The organism is Variovorax sp. Root434 (assembly GCF_001426595.1).
Taxonomy (GTDB): Bacteria; Pseudomonadota; Gammaproteobacteria; order Burkholderiales; family Burkholderiaceae_C; genus Variovorax.
Genome location: NZ_LMEK01000012.1, coordinates 341,759 through 360,691 on the forward strand (window position 1 = coordinate 341,759; position 18,933 = coordinate 360,691).

At 66.4% G+C, this 18,933-nt stretch carries 14 protein-coding genes and 1 tRNA gene; 8 read left to right on the forward strand and 7 right to left on the reverse strand.

Going from position 1 to position 18,933, the window contains the following annotated elements:
• Window positions 1-455 precede the first annotated feature (455 nt).
• Both ASD05_RS12135 and ASD05_RS12140 read left to right on the forward strand, forming a co-directional pair.
• Window positions 456-4,271, forward strand: a complete 3,816-nt coding sequence (locus ASD05_RS12135; RefSeq protein ID WP_056592292.1) for a DUF748 domain-containing protein — start codon at window positions 456-458, stop codon at window positions 4,269-4,271.
• A 201-nt stretch (window positions 4,272-4,472) separates the two neighbouring features.
• Window positions 4,473-7,334: a DUF349 domain-containing protein gene (locus ASD05_RS12140; protein ID WP_056592295.1), complete on the forward strand. Its 2,862-nt coding sequence runs from the start codon at window positions 4,473-4,475 to the stop codon at window positions 7,332-7,334.
• 86 nt (window positions 7,335-7,420) lie between these two features.
• Here the strand turns inward: ASD05_RS12140 and ASD05_RS12145 are convergent, their stop codons facing one another.
• The 6 genes from ASD05_RS12145 to ASD05_RS12170 form a co-directional block, all read right to left on the reverse strand.
• Window positions 7,421-8,017 (reverse strand): hypothetical protein, encoded by a 597-nt coding sequence (locus tag ASD05_RS12145; RefSeq protein WP_056519039.1) that lies wholly within the window; start codon window positions 8,015-8,017, stop codon window positions 7,421-7,423.
• A gap of 94 nt (window positions 8,018-8,111) precedes the next feature.
• Complete coding sequence (locus tag ASD05_RS12150) at window positions 8,112-8,903, reverse strand: zinc-dependent peptidase (RefSeq protein WP_056592297.1); 792 nt, start codon at window positions 8,901-8,903, stop codon at window positions 8,112-8,114.
• A 17-nt stretch (window positions 8,904-8,920) separates the two neighbouring features.
• A complete protein-coding gene (locus ASD05_RS12155; protein WP_082572045.1) occupies window positions 8,921-9,709 on the reverse strand; it encodes a UDP-2,3-diacylglucosamine diphosphatase in 789 nt (262 codons plus the stop codon).
• Window positions 9,706-10,218, reverse strand: coding sequence for a peptidylprolyl isomerase (locus ASD05_RS12160; protein WP_007836899.1), 513 nt, complete (start codon window positions 10,216-10,218; stop codon window positions 9,706-9,708). The genes ASD05_RS12155 and ASD05_RS12160 overlap by 4 nt, the downstream gene beginning before the upstream one ends.
• Before the next feature lie 26 nt (window positions 10,219-10,244).
• Complete coding sequence (locus ASD05_RS12165) at window positions 10,245-10,841, reverse strand: peptidylprolyl isomerase (RefSeq protein ID WP_056592301.1); 597 nt, start codon at window positions 10,839-10,841, stop codon at window positions 10,245-10,247.
• 76 nt (window positions 10,842-10,917) lie between these two features.
• Window positions 10,918-11,508 carry a tetratricopeptide repeat protein gene (locus ASD05_RS12170; protein ID WP_056592304.1) on the reverse strand — a complete coding sequence of 197 codons (591 nt, stop codon included), beginning with the start codon at window positions 11,506-11,508 and terminating at the stop codon, window positions 10,918-10,920.
• 204 nt (window positions 11,509-11,712) lie between these two features.
• Here ASD05_RS12170 and cysS point away from each other — a divergent pair, with 204 nt between their 5' ends.
• From cysS to ASD05_RS12200, 6 genes are all read left to right on the forward strand, one after another.
• On the forward strand, window positions 11,713-13,089 hold the full coding sequence (cysS, locus tag ASD05_RS12175) for a cysteine--tRNA ligase (RefSeq protein ID WP_056592306.1): 1,377 nt from the start codon (window positions 11,713-11,715) through the stop codon (window positions 13,087-13,089).
• A gap of 17 nt (window positions 13,090-13,106) precedes the next feature.
• Window positions 13,107-13,757, forward strand: coding sequence for a DNA-3-methyladenine glycosylase family protein (locus ASD05_RS12180; RefSeq protein WP_056519028.1), 651 nt, complete (start codon window positions 13,107-13,109; stop codon window positions 13,755-13,757).
• 16 nt (window positions 13,758-13,773) lie between these two features.
• Window positions 13,774-14,754 carry an acetyl-CoA carboxylase carboxyltransferase subunit alpha gene (locus ASD05_RS12185; RefSeq protein ID WP_007836892.1) on the forward strand — a complete coding sequence of 327 codons (981 nt, stop codon included), beginning with the start codon at window positions 13,774-13,776 and terminating at the stop codon, window positions 14,752-14,754.
• A 15-nt stretch (window positions 14,755-14,769) separates the two neighbouring features.
• On the forward strand, window positions 14,770-15,747 hold the full coding sequence (gene tilS, locus ASD05_RS12190; RefSeq protein ID WP_056592309.1) for a tRNA lysidine(34) synthetase TilS: 978 nt from the start codon (window positions 14,770-14,772) through the stop codon (window positions 15,745-15,747).
• 55 nt (window positions 15,748-15,802) lie between these two features.
• Entirely contained in the window at window positions 15,803-17,071 is a 1,269-nt protein-coding gene (locus tag ASD05_RS12195) for an aspartate kinase (RefSeq protein WP_007836888.1), read from the forward strand.
• Between the two features lie 26 nt (window positions 17,072-17,097).
• Window positions 17,098-17,190: transfer RNA gene (locus tag ASD05_RS12200), tRNA-Ser, on the forward strand.
• A gap of 66 nt (window positions 17,191-17,256) precedes the next feature.
• Here ASD05_RS12200 and ASD05_RS12205 read toward each other — a convergent pair.
• Complete coding sequence (locus tag ASD05_RS12205) at window positions 17,257-18,831, reverse strand: tannase/feruloyl esterase family alpha/beta hydrolase (RefSeq protein WP_056592311.1); 1,575 nt, start codon at window positions 18,829-18,831, stop codon at window positions 17,257-17,259.
• Between the last annotated feature and the right edge of the window lie 102 nt (window positions 18,832-18,933).

Consider the following 18,933-nt stretch of genomic DNA (forward strand, 5'->3'; position numbering starts at 1 on the left):
ATTCGGCAGCGGATTCAGGGAGGCTCTGCTGCATCGGGCAGTCGGAGCAGGGCGGATTCTAGCGTGGCTAAATACCCGGTCAAGCATAAGAAATTGTTTCCTTATGCTAATAAATGGTTAAAAAAGCGACTGGCAAGAGGTGTTTAGGTTTACGGGAAACCCCTTGGCAAAATGCGTTTGCAATCCGAGGGTGCGACGCCTAATCTGGACGGGCCTGAGATTTCAGGTGTTTTCCGAGGTCCGGCAGCCCGAGGTGCAAGTCAAGGGCTCAGCGGCCGAGGATCCATGGTGGCAATCTCTTGCTGCCAGCACGGCAGGAACCATTGACTTCCGGTCGCGCGAATCGATGGCATGGGTTTTGGGCCCGCCATCAAGCCCGGCAACAAGGCAATTCCGTCGCGTTGCCGGGCTTTCTTGCTTCTGGATGGGCCATCCGTTTGCGGCACACTCCCTTGATGGACTTTGCTTCGATCAAACAAAACAAATGGGTGCGGCGTGGGGTCGTCGCGGTGCTGGGTCTGCTGGCCTTCTGGGCCGTCGCCTGGCTGGCAGTGCCGCCGATTGCCAAAAGCCAGCTCCAGAAGATCGCGAGCGAGAAGCTCGGGCGCCAGGTAACAGTAGGAAAGATCGATTTCAAACCCTGGACGCTCGAACTCACGCTGAGCGATCTGCGCATCGCCACCGCCGACGGCAGCAAGCCGCAGGTGGCCATCAACCGCATCTACGCCGATGCCGAATTGCAGTCGCTCCTGCGCCTTGCGCCGGTGATCGATGCAGTCACGATCGACGGCCCCGCCGTCCTGCTCACGCACCTGACCGACGGCAAATACGACATCGACGACATCCTGGCCAAGCTCTCGGCCGGCCCGCCGCCCGATCCGAACGCCAAGCCCGCGCGCTTTGCCATCTACAACATCGCGATCAATGGCGGCTCGGTCGATTTCGACGACCAGACAGTCAAGCGCAAGCACGAACTGCGCGATTTCGTGCTCAAGGTGCCGTTCCTGAGCAACCTCGATTCCAAGCGCGACATCAACACCGAGCCCAAGCTGGCCTTCGCGCTCAACGGCAGCAAGTTCGACTCTGCCGCCTTCACCACGCCCTTCGCCAACAACCGCAAGACCGACGCCCACGTGCAGTTCAAGGGGCTCGACCTGGTGCCGTACCTTGGCTACATCCCCGGCGGCCTGCCGGTGCGCCTGCAGGCGGGCAGCCTCGACGCCGACCTGAAGATCGGCTTCGAACAAGCGGAGACCACCGGCCTGAGGATCACCGGCACGGTCGAGGCGCACACCGCCAAGGTGGCCGATGCGCGCGGCCGCGACCTGCTGGCCTTCGATTCGCTCAAGCTGGCGCTGGCCGACGTGCGCCCGCTGGAATCGGTGTTCCACCTGAGCGAAGTCGCGCTGGTCAAACCGCAGCTGGCGGTGGCGCGCGATGCGGCCGGCAAGCTCAATCTGCTGGCCACCGATCCATCCACTGGCGCGGCCGAGAAGGCGGCGCCGCTGCCGGCTGCTGCGGCGAGCGCTCCGGCCGGCAAGGCGGTGCCAAAACCGGCCTTGAAAGTGCAGGTCGACAAGCTGGCGCTGGATGGCGGGCGCATCGGCTGGCGCGATGAAACGACCAATCCGGCCGCGGCCGTCGACCTGATCGACCTGGGCATCGGCGTCACGGGCGTCACCTGGCCGATGGAAAAGCCGGCCGCATTCAACGGCAGCACGGCCATCGCCGGCGCCTCGCTCAAGTTCAAGGGCACCGCCACCGACAAGGTGGCCGACGTGCAGACCGAGGTCGACGCGCTGCCGCTGTCGCTGGCCGCACCTTATCTGGCACAAAGCCTGGAGCCCACGCTGGACGGCAAGCTCAGCGGACAGATCGACGTCGCCTGGGCTCAGCCCGACCTGAAGTTCAAGGCGCGCCGCCTGTCCGCCGAAGGGCTCGCGCTGACCCAGGCCAAGACCGCGCTGGCGAGCGTCGGCCGCTTCGAGCTGGTCGATGCCGAGGCCGACATGACGAAGCACACATTGAACGTGGCCTCGTTCACCGCGACCAACCCCAAGGTGCGCGTCGAGCGCGACAGCGAGAAGCGCTGGATGTTCGAGCGCTGGCTCAAGACGCCGGCCGGCGGTGGCGACAAGGAGGCCGAAGCCAAGGTCGCCGCGCCCAAGCCCGCGGGCGCCGAGACGCCGAAGCCCGGCGCCAACACCAAGCCCTGGGCGCTGACCATCGGCACGCTGGCGATCGACAACGGTGCGCTTTCCTATGCGGACAAGGCCGGCGCCACCCCAGTCGCAGTGGAAGTCACCGCCTTCAAGCTCCAGGCCCAGAAGATCGCGCCCGAAACCAGCACGGCGTCGCCGCTGGAAGTCTCGGGCCGCATCGGCTCCGGTCGCTCCGAGCCGGGCCGTTTCGACTACAAGGGCAACGTGGTGCTCAAGCCGCTCGCGGCCGAGGGCCGGCTCGAGGTGGCGTCGTTCCCCGCGCATACCTTCAAGGCCTACTACGCGGACGCGCTCAACGTCGACATCCGGCGCGCCTTCGCAAGCTACCGTGGCACGGTGCGCTATGCCACGTCGCCGGCGGGCATGAGCCTGAAGCTGGCGGGCGACACCGCGCTCGACGACTTCCGCGCCAACAGCGTGTCCCTCACGCAGTCGCCCGGTTTCGACCGCAACACCAACCAGTTGCTGAGCTGGAAGACCCTGAGCCTGCGCGGCCTGCAGGTCAGCATGGTGCCCAACGCCCCGCCGAACGTGGACGTGCGCGAAACCACGCTGACCGACTTCTTCGCCCGCGTGATCGTCGACCCGACCGGCCGGCTCAACCTGTCGAGCCTGACCAAGAAGGGCGAGGCCGAGGCGAACGCGGCTGCGGCGGCGGCCGGCGAGGCCAGCACCCGCAAGGGCCTGGGCGGAACCTCCACCACCACGGCCCGGGCACCCGTGCAGAAACCCACGGGGGGCGCGCCGGTGTCGGCCGAGGAGATGGTCGGCGGCGCACCTCCATCCGCCAAGCCGGTGGCGACCGCAGCGGCGCCCGCTCCGGCGGCCGACGCGGGCCCCGCACCCATCATCAACTTCGGCCCGATGAGCCTGGTCAACGGCAAGATCGACTTCACCGACCTGTTCGTCAAGCCCAACTACTCGGCCGACCTCAGCGAGCTGACAGGCAAGCTCAGTTCGTTCTCGTCGAACCCGCCCAAGGGCGAGGGCGGGCGCCCCGCGCTGGCCGACCTCGAACTGCGCGGCAAGGCGCAGCAGACCGCGGCGCTGGAAATCACCGGCAAGCTCAATCCGCTGGCCAAGCCGCTCGAACTCGACATCACCGCCAAGATGCGCGACCTCGACCTCGCTCCGCTGTCGCCGTACTCGGTGCGCTATGCCGGCCACGGCATCGAGCGCGGCAAGATGAGCATGGACGTCAACTACAAGGTCGCGCCGGACGGGCAGCTGACGGCCACCAACAAGCTGGTGCTCAACCAGCTGCAGTTCGGCGACGAAGTTGCAGGCTCCACCAGCAGCTTGCCGGTCAAGCTGGCCGTGGCGCTGCTGGCCGACCGCAACGGCGTGATCGACGTCGACCTGCCGCTCAGCGGGTCGCTCAACGATCCGCAGTTCAGCGTCGGTCCGTTGATCTGGAAGGCCGTGGTCAACCTGATCGCCAAGGCCGCGACGGCGCCGTTCCGCCTGCTTACAGGCGGCCTCGGCGGCGGCAGCGACGAATCGAGCGCCATTACTTTCGAGCCCGGCAGTTCGGAACTCGGCGCCACCGCCAAGGAGGGCCTCGACAAGGTCGCCAAGGCGCTGACCGACCGGCCCACGCTGCAGATGACAGTGGTCGGCACCTCCAGCCTCGAGAAGGAGCGCGACGCCTACCAGCGCCAGCGCGTGCGCCAGCTCGCCTACGCCGAGAAGCGCCGGGTCGCCGTGCGCGGCGGGGAGACCGGCACCGAGGTGCCGCCTGTCACCGATGCCGAATACCCCGCGCTGCTGACCGCCGTGTACAAGCGCGCCGACATCACCAAGCCGCGCAACCTCGTCGGCCTGGCGAAAGACCTCCCGGTTCCGGACATGGAAAAGCTGCTGTTCGCCAGCGTGCCGGTCGACGAAGAGTCGATGCGCCAGCTCGCGGTCGAACGTGGCGCAGCCGTGCGCGACTACCTGCTCGCGAAGAAGCTGCCGAGCGAGCGCCTGTTCCTGGGCGCCGTGCGCACCAGCGCCAGCGGCGGCGACTGGAAGCCGGGCGCCGAGCTCAGCCTGACCATGAGGTGAGGCGCGGCGATCCGTCCGCGGGACTTGGTTTTTTTCTTCAGCTTGCTATATATGTAGTTCGTTCACCTCCCGCCCACGACCCGTGTTCGCCACCGTTTCAGGACGGAATTCAGCGGCCAACCGCAAGTGGGTGAAAATATCGATGTGCGCCGGCCTTTGCCGGCGCCTTCGCTTTCTCTACCAAGACAACGATTTCGCGCAGTGACCTCTACTTCTTCCAAGCCACACGACCTTCAGGCCCTCGACACGCTCACCGGCGGCGCCTTCACCGCGCCGACCTCCGGAGAGCGCGCCGCGCGCATCCGCGACTGGCTCGCGGGCAACCCCGCGCCCGAGCTGATGCAGGAGGTCTTCAAGGAGCTGAGCGGTCGCGACAAGGGCGCCGCGCGCCTGCTGCGCGAAAAGCTCGACGAACTCAAGCGCGCCAAGGGCCAGGAGGCCATTGCCGCCGAATGGGCGCAAAAGGCCGAGGCGCTGCTGGGCCAGTCCAAGCTCAACATCGCCGATGCACTGGCCTGGCAGCGCGACGCCGCCAAGGCCGGCGCGCCGCTGTCGCGCGAGCCGCTGGCCGGCTTGAAGGCCAAGCTGGCCGAACGCGTCAAGGGCATCGAAGACCTGCAGCACCGTGCCCAGGTGCACCGCGAAGCCGCCGTGCTGCTGGCGCAGCGCTTCGAGGTGCTGTCCACCAAGGGCTGGCAGGACGCCCAGGCCGCCGAGGAATCGCTGCGCGCCGACGTGACCCACTGGCAGCAGCAGGCGGGCGAGATCACGGCCGATGCCAACTGGACCAGCCTCGACGCCAAGTTCGCGCCGCAGCTCGAATCGTCGAAGTCGCAACTGCTGGTGGTGTCCGATGCGTTCCATAGCGCGCTGGCCCAGGCCGTCGCGGCCGCGGCCGATGCTGCCGCACCGCTGCCGCCCGTGCCCGTGTGGGCCGATGAATTGCGCGCTGCGCGCGGCGAGGTCGTGGCGCCAAAGCCCGCCGCTCCCGCTCGCCCCGCTGCGCCCAAGGTCGACCCGGCCGTGCGCGCCGCCGCGCAGGACGCGGTGCAGGCCGCGCTCGCCAAGCTCGAACAGGAAACCGCCGAAGGCCATGGCAAGGCCAGCGCCGGTGCGGCCGCTGCGCTGCGTGCCGTGCTCAAGGAGCACGGCAAGCTGGTCGAGGCGCCGCTCGAAGCCCGCGTGCATGCCGCGCTGGTGGCAGCCGGCGAACTCGAAGGGTGGCAGCGCTGGAGTGCCGACAAGGTGCGCGAAGACCTCGTCGCCAAGGCCGAAGGCCTGCTCAAGCGTCCCGAAGGCCAGGCCCTCGGCGGTCGCAAGATGCAGGAAACCCTGCGTGCCCTGCGCGACCAGTGGAAGCAGGCCGACCAGGGCGGCGTGCCCAACCACGCGCTCTGGAAGCGCTTCGACGAAGCCTGCAACGAAGCCCACAAGGTGGTCGAGGCCTGGCTCGAGAAGGTCCGCGCCGATGCGGCCGAGCACCGCGCGCACCGCGTCGCGCTGATCGAAGAAGTCAAGGCCTGGGCCGCCGAACATGCCGGCGCCACCGACCTGAAGGCGCACAACCGCGCGCTGCACCAGTTCGCCGACCGCTGGCGGGACGGCGGCCACGTGGGCGAGAAGGTGTTCGCCGAGCTGCAGTCGCAGTGGAACGAAGCCTTTGGCGCAGCCCGCGCACCGTTCGAGGCCGCGCAGAAGGCCAGCGTCGAACGCCGCCAGGCGATGATCGCCGAGGCGATCGAACTCGGTGCCCAGCCGATGCTGCGCATCGATGCCGTCAAGGCGCTGCAGCAGCGCTGGCAGGCCGAAGCGCAGAGCGTGCCGCTCGACCGCCGCCACGAACAGAAAATGTGGGACGCATTCCGCGCGCCCATCGACGAAGCCTTCAACCGCAAGACGGCCGAGCGCGAAAAGGCGTCGTCCGCAATGAGCGAGCACGACCGCCATGTGCTCGACGCGTCCAAGGCACTCGACGCAGCCAATGCCGGCGGCGACGTGCAGAAGATCCGCGCCGCCATTGCCCGGCTGGAAGCAGCGATGCGCGGTGAAGCACCGCCGCCCGCACCGAAGGCCGAGCAGGCCGCTGTCGCGAGCGACGGTCCGTCGGTTGGCGCGACCGAGATCGAGGCTCCGGGTCAGGCCGCCGCTGAATTCGGCGAAAGCGCGGAGCAGGCGCCGAGCCCGAGCGATGCGGAAGCCTCGCCCGGTACGCACGCAAGCCAGGCGCTTGCCGCTTCGGTCGACCTCGTGGCGCCCGCCGACGGTGCCGATGCCTCGGCACGCGCCGATGGCCCGGCGCATGACGCTGGCGAAGCTGCCGCTGTCGAAGCGCCTGCTGCGGCACCGAAGCCCGCGCCCAAGCCCGTCGTGGCGATGCGCGGCGACGACCGCCCCAGCAGCAAGAAGGCCGAAGCAGCGCCCGCGGCCCGTGGTGCAGGTGGCCGGTTCGGCGATCGGCGCGAAGGCGGCAGGCCAGGCGCTGGCGGTCCGGGCCGCTCGAGCGATCGCGGTGCTCCGCGCTCCGATGCACGCGGCGATCGGGGCGCACCTGCCGGCCGTTTCGGTGACCGTCCGCCGCGTTTCGAAGACCGGGGCCCGCGCCTGGGCGATGCAGCCTTCCGCGCGCAGCGCGAAGCACTCGAACGCGCCGACATGGCACTGCGCAAGCTCGCCGCGCAGGCGCATGGCGAAGCGCTGACCCAGGTGCTGGGCGCATGGGAACAGCGCGACGCCAGCCGCCTGCCGAGCATTCAGGAGCTGGGCCGCGCAGTCACGCCCGCCGTGCGCAGTGGCTGGTCGCAAGCCATCGGCTCCGCGCCGACGGCCGCCGCACCCGACGCCGCCGAAGCATTGCTGCGCCTCGAAATGGCAGCCGAAGTGCCGACGCCGGCCGAGCAGCTCGACGCGCGCCGCGCGTTGCAGCTCAAGCTGCTCACGAAGCGTGGCGACCCGGCGCCCGACCAGACCTGGGGCCAGGATGCCGGCAAGGTTCTGGCCGCGGCGCACGATGCCTCCAGCGCGCGACGTTTGCAGAACGCACTGAAGGCGCTGCTGCGCAAGTAAGCGGCCGGCCGAAAGTCAGGGCCACGAAAAAGGCGCCCCCGCGGGGGCGCCTTTTTCTTTGGGGGTTGAATCGAATGTCGATCCGTTCAAACCTTCTCGCCGATGACGGGCGTCTGCACGGCGGCAGCCTGCTCGGCCTGGTAGCCGTCGCCGATCCTGCGCCGGATCAACAGCCCGCCGATGCCCAGCAGCAGGGCGACGGCGCCGGCGATCAGCGTGCCCTTGTCCGTGGCACTCGATGCCGCAGCCTGGTCCTTGCTTTCCATGATCTTCTGCACGTCGGCCAGCTTCACCACGGGCTGACCCTTGAGCTTCACTTCGTAGACAAGGTTGTTGTCCGAGGGATCGATGCGTACTTCGACGGATTCGTCGATCAGCGGCTCGAGCTTGCTGCGGCCGATTGCGTAGTCGACGCGCCATTTTTCGGTGCTGCCGTCGGCAACCTTGGCGTCGAGCACGAAATAGTGGCGCGTGGTACTGCCGCCGCGACGGCGCTTGGTGGTTTCGGTGACTTCGCTGCCGCTGACGATCTTGCCGCTCCTGGCAACGAGGTCTTCCACGGCGGCGCCGTGCGTGTCGGAACCAGCCTTGAACTGCGCATAACCTGCCCAACCCAGGATGCCGATGCCGAAAACCAGTGCAAGCCACGCCTTGCCCGTGAGCTGATAGAGCCAATCCCTCATGTTGTTTACCTTTTTAAACGAGTTGTTAACCCGTCTATGGTAGCGATGGAGTTGCTATTGAATGAATAGCATGCCAACAAGAGTGGGCGAGCGTTCAGGGACTTTTAGGTAGAAAGAATTCATCGAAAAGCGCGAGCACGCCCGGGAAGTCCCGGGCGAAGTTCGGGCGGTTCACGAAATAGGCCTCGCACGCCACCGCGAAGAACTCGCTGATCGAGGTGGCGCCGTAGGCGTCGAGCCACGGCGGCGCGGCGCCGAAGCGCTCTGCCTTGATGGTCCGCTCGCGAAAATCCTCGTAGGCGGGCTGCAGCACCGCAAGCCATGCCGCGCGAGCCGCACGTGCGCTACGCTGGCCCGCAAAGCCGGCGGGCAGCGGCGGGCAGCCGTTGGCGTCGCCGCTGCGCATGTCGATCTTGTGGGCGAACTCGTGGATCACGACGTTGTAGCCGCGCTCGCTGGTGATGCTGCTTGCCAGCACATCGTCCCAGCTCAGCATGACGGGGCCGCGGTCCATGGCTTCGCCGGCCACGACTTCGCCGTACTCGTGGACCACCTGGGCTTCGTCGACAACCTTGCGGCGCGCCACCACCTCTGAGCGGTGCACGACGATCCCCACGAAGTCGTCGTACCAGTTCAGCCCGCCCTTGAGATGCAGCACCGGCAGCACGGCCTGCGCTGCGATGGCCAGCGCAACTTCATTGGTGATGGTGAAGCCCTTGGCGCCGTGGAATTCCTTGTCGCGCAGGAACTCGGCCGTCAGCGTGCGCAGGCGTTGCTGGTCGGCGGCGGGCAGGGCGCCGAGAAAGGCGTAGCGCCTGAGCGCGGACTGCCAGGCGGCTTCGGGAATCGGGGGCAGGGCGCGCAGGCGGCGCAGCCACTTGAACATTGGCGGCGGCGGCGCGGCTAGCGCAGATCGACGCGCTGCGCGCCGACGGTGGACAGGCACAGCAGCTGCGCGCGCGGCGGATGCGCTGCCGCATCCCAGTCGCTCAGCACGACGCGGCGCAGGCCGTCGCCCAAGTCGTGATCGGCAGGGCGGTGCGTGTGGCCGTGCACCAGCGTGTGGGCGTTCGCCTGCTGCAGCCAGTTGCGCGCGGCGGCGGTGTCGACGTCGGCCCAGATGGTCGAGGGGTTGCGCTTGCGGTCTTCGCTCTGCACGCGCATGGAACGTGCGAGCGCACGGCGCTCTTCCAGCGGCCTGGCCAGGAATGCGGCCTGCCACTCGGGCGTGCGAACCTGCGCGCGAAACCTGAGGTACTCGGTGTCCTCGAGGCAGAGGATGTCGCCGTGGCTCAGCAGCCATCGTTGGCCGTGCAGCACGAGCACCGTGGGATCGTCGAGCAGCGTGAAGCCGCATCGCGCCGCGAACGCGGGGCCGACGAGGAAGTCGCGGTTGCCGTGCACGAAGAACACCGGCAGCCGCTGCGCGGCGCGGCGCAGCAGCTCGGCGCACTGTGCCTCGAAACCAGCGGAGTCGAGCGAGTCGTCGCCGACCCATACTTCGAACAGGTCGCCGAGGATGATCAGCGCGTCGGCGGGTGTGGTCTGCAGGTAACCCTGCCAGGCTTCGAAGGTGGCGGGCTCGCCGGCCTGCAGGTGCAGGTCGGAAATCAGGTCGACCGTACGCCACGCAGGCGGCGCCACCAGTTCCTTGAACACTGTCGTTGCGACCGCCGCCGGGCTCACAGTCACTCGGCGATGACGACGGCCTTCTCGATCACCACGTCTTCGAGCGGCACGTCGTCGTGGAAGCCCTTGCGGCCCGTCTTCACGGCCTTGATCTTGTCGACCACGTCGGTGCCGTTGATGACCTTGCCGAACACGGCATAGCCCCAGCCCTGGGCCGAAGGTGCGGTGTGGTTCAGGAAGCCGTTGTCGGCCACGTTGATGAAGAACTGCGCGGTGGCCGAGTGGGGCGCGCTGGTGCGGGCCATCGCCACGGTGTAGTTGGCGTTCTTCAGGCCGTTGTTGGCCTCGTTCTCGATCTCGGCGCCGGTGGGCTTTTGCTGCATGCCAGGCTCGAAGCCGCCGCCTTGCACCATGAAGCCGGGGATCACGCGGTGGAACACCGTGTTGTCGTAGTGGCCCTTCTTCACGTACGAGAGGAAGTTCTCGACCGACTTCGGCGCCTTGGCGGCGTCGAGTTCGAGCGTGATCACGCCGTAGTTCTTGATGTGCAGTTCGACTTGGGGATTGCTCATGAGGGGACTCCTGCTTGGGAAATGAATTACTTCGCCACCAGCGTGGCGGACTTGATGGTGACGGCCTCGAGCGGCACGTTCTGCATGCCGCCCTTGTTGCCGGTGGCCACCGCACGGATCTTGTCGACCACGTCGGTGCCGGCGACGACCTTGCCGAACACGGTGTAGCCGTAGCCGTCGGGGTTGGGCGCGTTGAGCGAGTCGTTGTTCTTCACGTTGATGAAGAACTGCGAGGTCGCGGAATTCGGATTGCCGGTGCGGGCCATGGCGATCGTGTATTTGTCGTTCTTCAGGCCGTTGCTCGCTTCCAGCGGAATGGGCGCTCGCGTGGGCTTTTGCTGCATGTCGGCCGTGAAGCCGCCGCCCTGGATCATGAACCCATCGATCACGCGGTGGAAAACCGTGCCGTCGTAGTGCTTGTCCTTGACGTACTGCAGGAAATTCTCGACCGACTTGGGTGCCTTGGCCGCATCGAGTTCGACCACGATGTCGCCGGCCGAGGTGGCCAGCTTGACGTGCGGCGCCGCGGCAGTTTGCGCATGGACCGTGGCTGCGAACGCGAGGGCGGCGGCCAGCGTGAGTGCGCTGCGGCGGCTGAAGCGGGAGAGGGACTGGATCGTCAAATGAGGCTCCGTGTGCGGATGAGGAAACGGGGCCGCGCGGCAGGCACCGTTGCGGCGCCCATGCCGGCGGTGGCGATTACTTGCTGGTGCGGCCGACCGGTTTGCGGATGACCGCCGGCGGTGCGGGCAGGGGGGCCGCCTCGGCTTCGGCCTTCGGCGTGAAGATCTGGCGTATCAGCACGAGCTTGGGCGCAACGCTCACGTTGGTGCTGGCGAACTGTTGCGCACGCACGTATTCCTGGGCAGCGAGACGGGCGTACACGTCGCCGAGGTTCTCGTGCGCCGTGGCGTAGTTCGGGTTGAGCTTGATGGCTTGCTCCAGCGCGGCGCGCGCCTGGTCGAACTTGCTTTGTGACGCGTACAGCGCGGCCAGGTTGTTGTAGGGCTCGGACAACTCGGGGAAGTCCTGCGTGAGTTGCGTGAAGGCGGCGATGGCCTCGGCCTGCTTGTTCTGCTCGGTGAGGATCACGCCGCGCAGGAAGCGCATCTGCGGATCGCGCGGCTTGCCGGCGATGTAGGTGTCGGCCTTGGCGAGCGCCTCGTTCGACTTGCCCTGGCGCAGCATCAGGTTCACGTCGTCGTATTCGTTGGCGTGCGCTGCGGAGCCCCACAGGCTGAAGAGCAGCGCGAAGGCAATGAAGAGTCTGGAGAATGCGGCGTGCTTCATGTAGCCTCGGCGGAAATGGGGGAGATGCGGGCTCGGCGGGCTTGGGGAACACCCGCACGCCGCTCGACGGCAGACGTTTATACTAGGTCGGATTGTAGCCGAGGGGCCATGTCCAACCCCTCGCGACACAGCCCCCGTCACCCCTGAAAAAACACCGTCTTTCGCCCGTGCCGCACGTGCGCGAAACGACGCTTTCCGAGCCTCATGAGTCTGCGCATCTACAACACGCTGTCGCGTGAATTGGAGGAATTCTCCCCATTGCAACCGGGACAGGTGCGCATGTACGTTTGCGGCATGACGGTCTACGACTACTGCCACCTCGGCCACGCCCGCTCGATGATCGCCTTCGACGTGGTGCAGCGCTGGCTCAAGGTGAGCGGCTTCGATGTGACCTATGTGCGCAACATCACCGACATCGACGACAAGATCATCCGCCGCGCCGTGGAAAACGGCGAGAGCATCCGCGCGCTGACCGACCGCATGATCGACGCGCTGCACGAGGACGCCGACGCGCTGGGCATCGAACGCCCCACCCACGAACCCCGCGCCACCGACTACATCCCGCAGATGCTGTCGATGATCGGCACGCTCGAGCAGAAGGGCCTGGCCTATCGCGCCGAGAACGGTGACGTGAACTACGCGGTGCGCAAGTTTCCGGGCTACGGCAAGCTCAGCGGCAAGTCGATCGACGAGTTGCATGCGGGCGAGCGCGTGGCCGTGCTCGACGGCAAGGACGATCCGCTCGACCCGGTGCTCTGGAAGAGCGCTAAGGCCACCGAACCCGACGAGGTGAAGTGGGCCAGCGAATTCGGCGCCGGCCGTCCGGGCTGGCACATCGAGTGCTCGGCCATGGCCTGCGAACTGCTCGGCGAGACGCTCGACATCCACGGCGGCGGCGAAGACCTGCAGTTTCCGCACCACGAGAACGAAATCGCGCAGAGCGAGGGTGCCAACGGCAAGCCGCTGGCCAACTTCTGGATGCACAACGGTTTCATCGTGACCGACAACGAGAAGATGTCCAAGAGCCTGGGCAACTTCTTCCTGATCCGCGATGTGCTCAAGAAGTACGACGCGGAGACCATCCGCTTCTTCGTGCTGCGCGCGCACTACCGGCGCCCGCTCAACTACAGCGACGTGCACCTCGACGATGCGCGCGCCTCGCTCAAGCGGCTGTACACGGCGCTCGATCTTGTGGCGCCGGCCGACGTGAAGATCGACTGGACCGACCCGTACGCCGCGCGCTTCAAGGCCGCGATGGACGAAGACTTCGCAACGCCCGAAGCCGTGGCGGTGCTGTTCGACCTGGCGGGCGAAGTGAACCGCACGCAATCGGCCGCCCAGGCTGGATTGCTGAAGGCATTGGGTGGCTGCGTGCAGATCCTGCAGGACGACCCGAAGGCCTTCCTGCGCGCGGGCGCCACGCTCGACGAGGCCACCATCCAGGGCAGGATCGACGCGCGCGCCGCCGCCAAGGCCGCGAAGAATTTCGCCGAAGCCGATCGCATCCGCCAGGAACTCCTCGAGCAGGGCATCGTGCTCAAGGATTCGCCCACAGGCACGACCTGGGCGGCTGCGCAGTGAACGGAACAACGAACCCCATGCCCGCCACCAAGAAGACCAGCGTTCAGATCTATACGCCGGACTATTGGGAAGAGGCATGCAAGCACCTCTCCCGGAAAGACCGCGTCATGAAGCGGCTCATTCCGAAGTTTGGCGATGCGTGTCTCGAGTCGCGCGGCGACGCGTTCACCACGCTCGCGCGCAGCGTGGTCGGCCAGCAGATCTCGGTGAAGGCCGCGCAGTCGGTCTGGGACAAGTTCGCCGCGCTGCCGCGCAAGCTCACCCCGGCCAACGTGCTCAAGCTCAAGGTCGACGACATGCGCGGAGCAGGGCTCTCGGCGCGCAAGATCGAGTACCTCGTCGACCTGGCCCTGCATTTCGACTCCGGCATGGTCCACGTCGATGCGTGGAAGGACATGTCGGACGAGCTCATCATCGAGGAGCTGGTGGCCATCCGCGGCATCGGCCGCTGGACGGCCGAGATGTTCCTGATCTTTCACCTGATGCGCCCGAACGTGCTGCCCGTGGACGACCTGGGGCTGCTCAACGGCATCAGCGTCAATTATTTTTCCGGCGATCCCGTGAGCCGCAGCGATGCCCGCGACGTCGCCGTGGCCTGGGCGCCATATTGCAGCGTGGCGACTTGGTATATTTGGCGATCACTGGACCCGGTTCCAGTCGCGTATTGAACAACAGGAGAAGACGTTGGCGAAACGAACCTTCCTCGACTTCGAGCAGCCCATTGCTGAACTCGAAACCAAGATCGAAGAATTGCGCTATGTGCAGACCGAATCCGCGGTCGACATCTCTGAAGAGATCGATCAGCTCGGCAAGAAAAGCCAGCAGCTCACCAAGGACATCTACAGCGACCTGACGCCCTGGCAGATCACCAAGATCGCCCGGCATCCGGAGCGCCCGTACACGCTCGACTACGTCAACGAGATCTTCACGGACTTCGTCGAACTGCACGGCGACCGGCACTTTTCCGACGACCTGTCGATCGTGGGCGGCCTTGCGCGCTTCAACGGCGTGCCCTGCATGGTGCTCGGCCACCAGAAGGGCCGCGACACGAAGGAGCGCACAGCGCGCAACTTCGGCATGAGCAAGCCCGAGGGCTACCGCAAGGCCTTGCGCCTGATGAAGATGGCCGAGAAGTTCAAGCTGCCGGTGTTCACCTTCGTGGACACGCCCGGCGCGTACCCCGGCATCGACGCCGAGGAACGCGGCCAGTCGGAAGCCATCGGCCGCAACATCTTCGAGATGGCGCAGCTCGAGGTGCCGATCATCGTCACCATCATCGGCGAAGGCGGCTCCGGCGGCGCGCTGGCCATCTCGGTCGGCGACCAGTTGGTGATGCTGCAGTATTCGATCTATTCGGTGATCAGCCCCGAGGGCTGCGCTTCCATCCTGTGGAAGACCAGCGACAAGGCGCAGGAGGCGGCCGATGCACTGGGCATCACCGCGCACCGCCTCAAGGCGCTGGGCCTGGTCGACAAGATCGTGAACGAGCCCGTCGGCGGCGCGCATCGCGACCATCGGCAGATGGCGGCTTTCCTGAAGCGCGCGCTCAACGACGCGTTCCGCCAGGTCAGCGACCTGAAGACCAAGGAACTGCTGGATCGCCGCTACGAGCGCCTGCAGAGCTACGGCCGCTTCAACGACACCAAGGCCGACAGCGTCAGATAACGCGCGGGCGCTGTCATGAACTCCGCTTTCGAACGCGCCATCGCCGCGTTCGAGCCGGCGCATTGGCCGCTGGCGGTGGGGTTCAGCGGCGGCGCGGATTCAACCGCCTTGCTGGCCGCCTGCGCATCGCGCTGGCCGGGGCAGGTGGTCGCCTTTCATGTGCATCACGGGCTGCAGGCCGCGGCTGACGATTTCGAGCGGCATTGCCGGGCGGTATGCGAGCGCCTGGGCGTGCCGCTGGTCGTCCATCGCGTCGATGCGCGGCATGCGCCCGGCGACAGTCCGGAAGACGCCGCCCGCCGTGCCCGCTACGCGGCGTTCGCCGAGATGGCACGCGCGGATGGGGCGAGGGCGGCTGTCAAATGCGTGGCGCTGGGGCATCACGCCGACGACCAGGTCGAAACCCTGCTGCTGGCGTTGTCGCGCGGCGCGGGCCTCCCGGGGCTTGCTGCCATGCCAGCGCAGGCGCGACGCAACGGGCTCGACATCCGTCGGCCGCTGCTTGCCGTTGCTGGCGCCGACATTCGCGAATGGCTGGCCGGCCGCGGCCTGCCATGGATCGAAGACCCGACCAACGGCGACGCACGCTATACCCGCAACCGGATTCGCTCAGTGCTGATGCCGGCGCTGGAGCAGGCCTTTCCGCAGTTCCGTACGACGTTCGCGCGCAGCATTGGCCATGCCGCACAGGCGCAGCAGCTGTTGGCCGAACTGGCGGCGCAAGACCTGGAAACCGTGGGCAGCCCGCCGCGCATTGCGACGCTGCAGACGCTGTCGCGCGCCCGCCAGGCCAACGTGCTGCGCCACTGGCTGATGCAGTCGCACGGCTGCGCGCCCAGCGCCGCGCAGCTCGACCAGCTGCTCGACCAGGTCCGCGCCTGCACGACGCGCGGCCACCGCATCCACCTCAAGGTGGCCGCCGGTTTCGTCGAGCGGCAGGGCGATTTCCTGCATTGGTACAATGTTTCGCCCTCGCCGAAGACTTTGCTCTGACAGCTTGCAGGGCGCCGCCTTTCAAGCGGCCCTTTCCCTTTCTCTGATTTCACCCATGGCATTGATCGTTCACAAATACGGCGGTACGTCGATGGGCTCGACCGAGCGCATCAAGAATGTCGCCAAGCGCGTCGCCAAATGGGCCCGCGCAGGCCACCAGATGATCGTGGTTCCGAGTGCCATGAGCGGCGAGACCAACCGCCTGCTCGGCCTGGCCAAGGAACTGGCGCCCAGCAAACCCGGCGTGGCCCACAGCCGCGAGCTCGACATGCTGGCCTCGACCGGCGAGCAGGCGTCGTCGGCGCTGCTGGCCATCGCGCTGCAGGCCGAGGGCGTCGAATCCGTGAGCTACGCGGGCTGGCAGGTTTCGGTGCGCACCGATAACTCGTACACCAAGGCCCGCATCGAGAGCATCGACGACGAGCGCGTCATGGCCGACCTGAACGCCGGCAAGGTGGTGGTCATCACCGGCTTCCAGGGCGTGGACGACGACGGCAACATCACCACGCTGGGCCGTGGCGGCAGCGACACCTCGGCCGTGGCCATTGCCGCGGCCATGAAGGCGCACGAATGCCTGATCTATACCGACGTCGACGGTGTCTACACGACCGACCCGCGCGTCGAGCCCGATGCGCGCCGCCTGACCACCGTGAGCTTCGAAGAGATGCTCGAGATGGCGAGCCTGGGCTCCAAGGTGCTGCAGATTCGCTCGGTGGAATTCGCCGGCAAGTACAAGGTGCCGCTGCGTGTGCTTTCGAGCTTCACGCCGTGGGACATCGACATCAATGAAGAGGCCAAGTCCGGCACGCTGATCACATTCGAGGAAGACGAAAACATGGAACAAGCCGTCGTATCCGGCATCGCATTCAACCGCGACGAAGCCAAGATCTCGGTGCTCGGCGTGCCCGACAAGCCCGGCATCGCGTATCACATCCTCGGTGCCGTGGCGGACGCCAACATCGAAGTCGATGTGATCATCCAGAACCTCAGCAAGGACGGCAAGACCGATTTCAGCTTCACCGTGCATCGCAACGAATACGCGAAGACGGTCGACCTGCTGCAGTCGAAGGTCATGCCTTCGCTGGGCGCGACCGAGATCGTCGGCGACACCAAGATCTGCAAGGTCAGCATCGTGGGCATCGGCATGCGCAGCCACGTGGGCGTGGCGAGCAAGATGTTCCGCGTGCTGAGCGAGGAGGGCATCAACATCCAGATGATCTCGACCAGCGAAATCAAGACTTCGGTCGTGATCGACGAAAAATACATGGAATTGGCAGTGCGTGCACTGCACAAAGCCTTCGATCTGGATCAGCCGAGCGCCTAAAGATGGCATAATCTCGGCTTCTTTCAGGAACTGTGACCGAGTGGCCGAAGGTGCTCCCCTGCTAAGGGAGTATGGGGTGTAGAGCCTCATCGAGGGTTCGAATCCCTCCGGTTCCGCCAAGCTGATAAGGCCCCGTTGATCGTTTGATCGGCGGGGCTTTTTTCATGCTCCGGAAAGCTCAGTCCTCAAGAACCTTGGCAGCTGTAGCTGTCCGCCGAATTTACGTCGCCGCTGCCCTTGTATTTCGGGAAGGTCGGGTACCGGCACAAGGGCCGCGCCAGCGTGGCGGCCTTGGTCGCCGGATCGAGCTTCTTCGCCACGATGCTCTGCGCGGAAGGCTTGGCGCCACCTTCTCGCCATTTCACGACAGCGTCCACAAGATCGACGGTGTCAGGGCCGACCCCGCCAGAGCAATGCTGGACGCCCGGCTGGAGAAAGAACTCCATCGAGGCATCCCGCGTGGATGCGCCACCAACCGCGGTCGCGACATCGTTGAAGTACTTGATCGAGCCCTTGTAGCTGATCGCCCAGTCATTCGTTCCGTGAGCAAGGATCATCTTGCCGCCCTGTCCGAAGAAGGAGCGGAGGTCGGGCGTCGCATCGAGCGTGGTGGCCGCGAGGCGCAGTCCCGGAGAGTAGAGCTCCGGATCGAAACCCAGCACGTTGAAAGCCGGCTCGCCCGTGACCCAGTACTTCACCAGGCCGCTGCCGAACATGAACTGGAGGCCGGTGCCGCCGATGGCGGAGCCGGTCACCCACAGGGGCCAGCCCAGGTTCTCGCCGCCGGGCCCCCAGCCGGGATAGACGCTCGTGCTGTCCGCACGCTTGAGTTCGGAATAGATCGTCTTGGCCGTCGCTATCTGCTGGTCGGTCAGGCAGGTTTCCGCATCCCCTGCCGTGCAGCGCAACACCGCCGGGTCGAAGGTGCAGGCGGCCTGATTGCTCACGATGCCGTCCGCAATGCCGTCAAGCGCATCGCACTGCGCGGTGACGGTGTTGCCGATGAGCGAGGCCTTTGCATCGCTGAGCTGCCCACCGGGTGCCGCGAGAGCCTTTCCGTTCGCAACGAAGGCCTGGAACAGTTCGGTGAAAGAGTAGGCCGGTGCACGCACGACGATGCCGTCGAAGTCGTTCGGGAAGCGCGTGGCCTGGATCAGCGCCTCTCTGCCGCCGTTGGAGCAACCTTCGAAGTAGCTGAACGCGGCATCCGAGCCATAGCGCTGGCGAACGATCTCCTTGGTGACCTCATTGACCGAGTGGATCGAGAGATAGCCGAAGTCCGCCTGTGCCGTGGAATTGTTCAGGAAAACCGAGGCGTCCAAGGCGTCTCCCTGACGCCCTCCGTCCGAGGCCACGAGCACGTAGCCTGCGGTGGACCCGCTGGGCGAGATGGGCGTGATGTTGATGCTGCCGTCCCAGCCGCCACCGCCGGAATACAGGAGCTTGTTGTTCCACGCGGTGGGGAGGTGCACCTCGAAGTTGAGCGTGCCATGAAGAGTGCCCGTGACCTTGCAGTACTCCGCGGAGTCTGCTGTTGCGGCGAGGAGCTTGGCGTCTTTCAGCGACGCACCGGCGAGCGAGGCGCCGGCGAAGGCCGTGCACTTCTCCTGCGCTGACGCGACCGGGGCTGGCGCGGGCGCCGGCGGCGGGGTCGATGTCGGCGCAGGCGTGGGGAACAACACCGGCAGGTTGCTCCCGCCACCGCCACCACCGCAAGCCGCCAGCATGATGGGGATGCACGCAAGAGTGCAGCGCGCCATCGAGAGAGGGTTTTTCATGATTTGTCTCCTGTTCGTACTGCCACATAAACTCAGGCGGCCCGGACCATCGCCTGCGCAGCGCATGCTAGGCACTACGGTCGA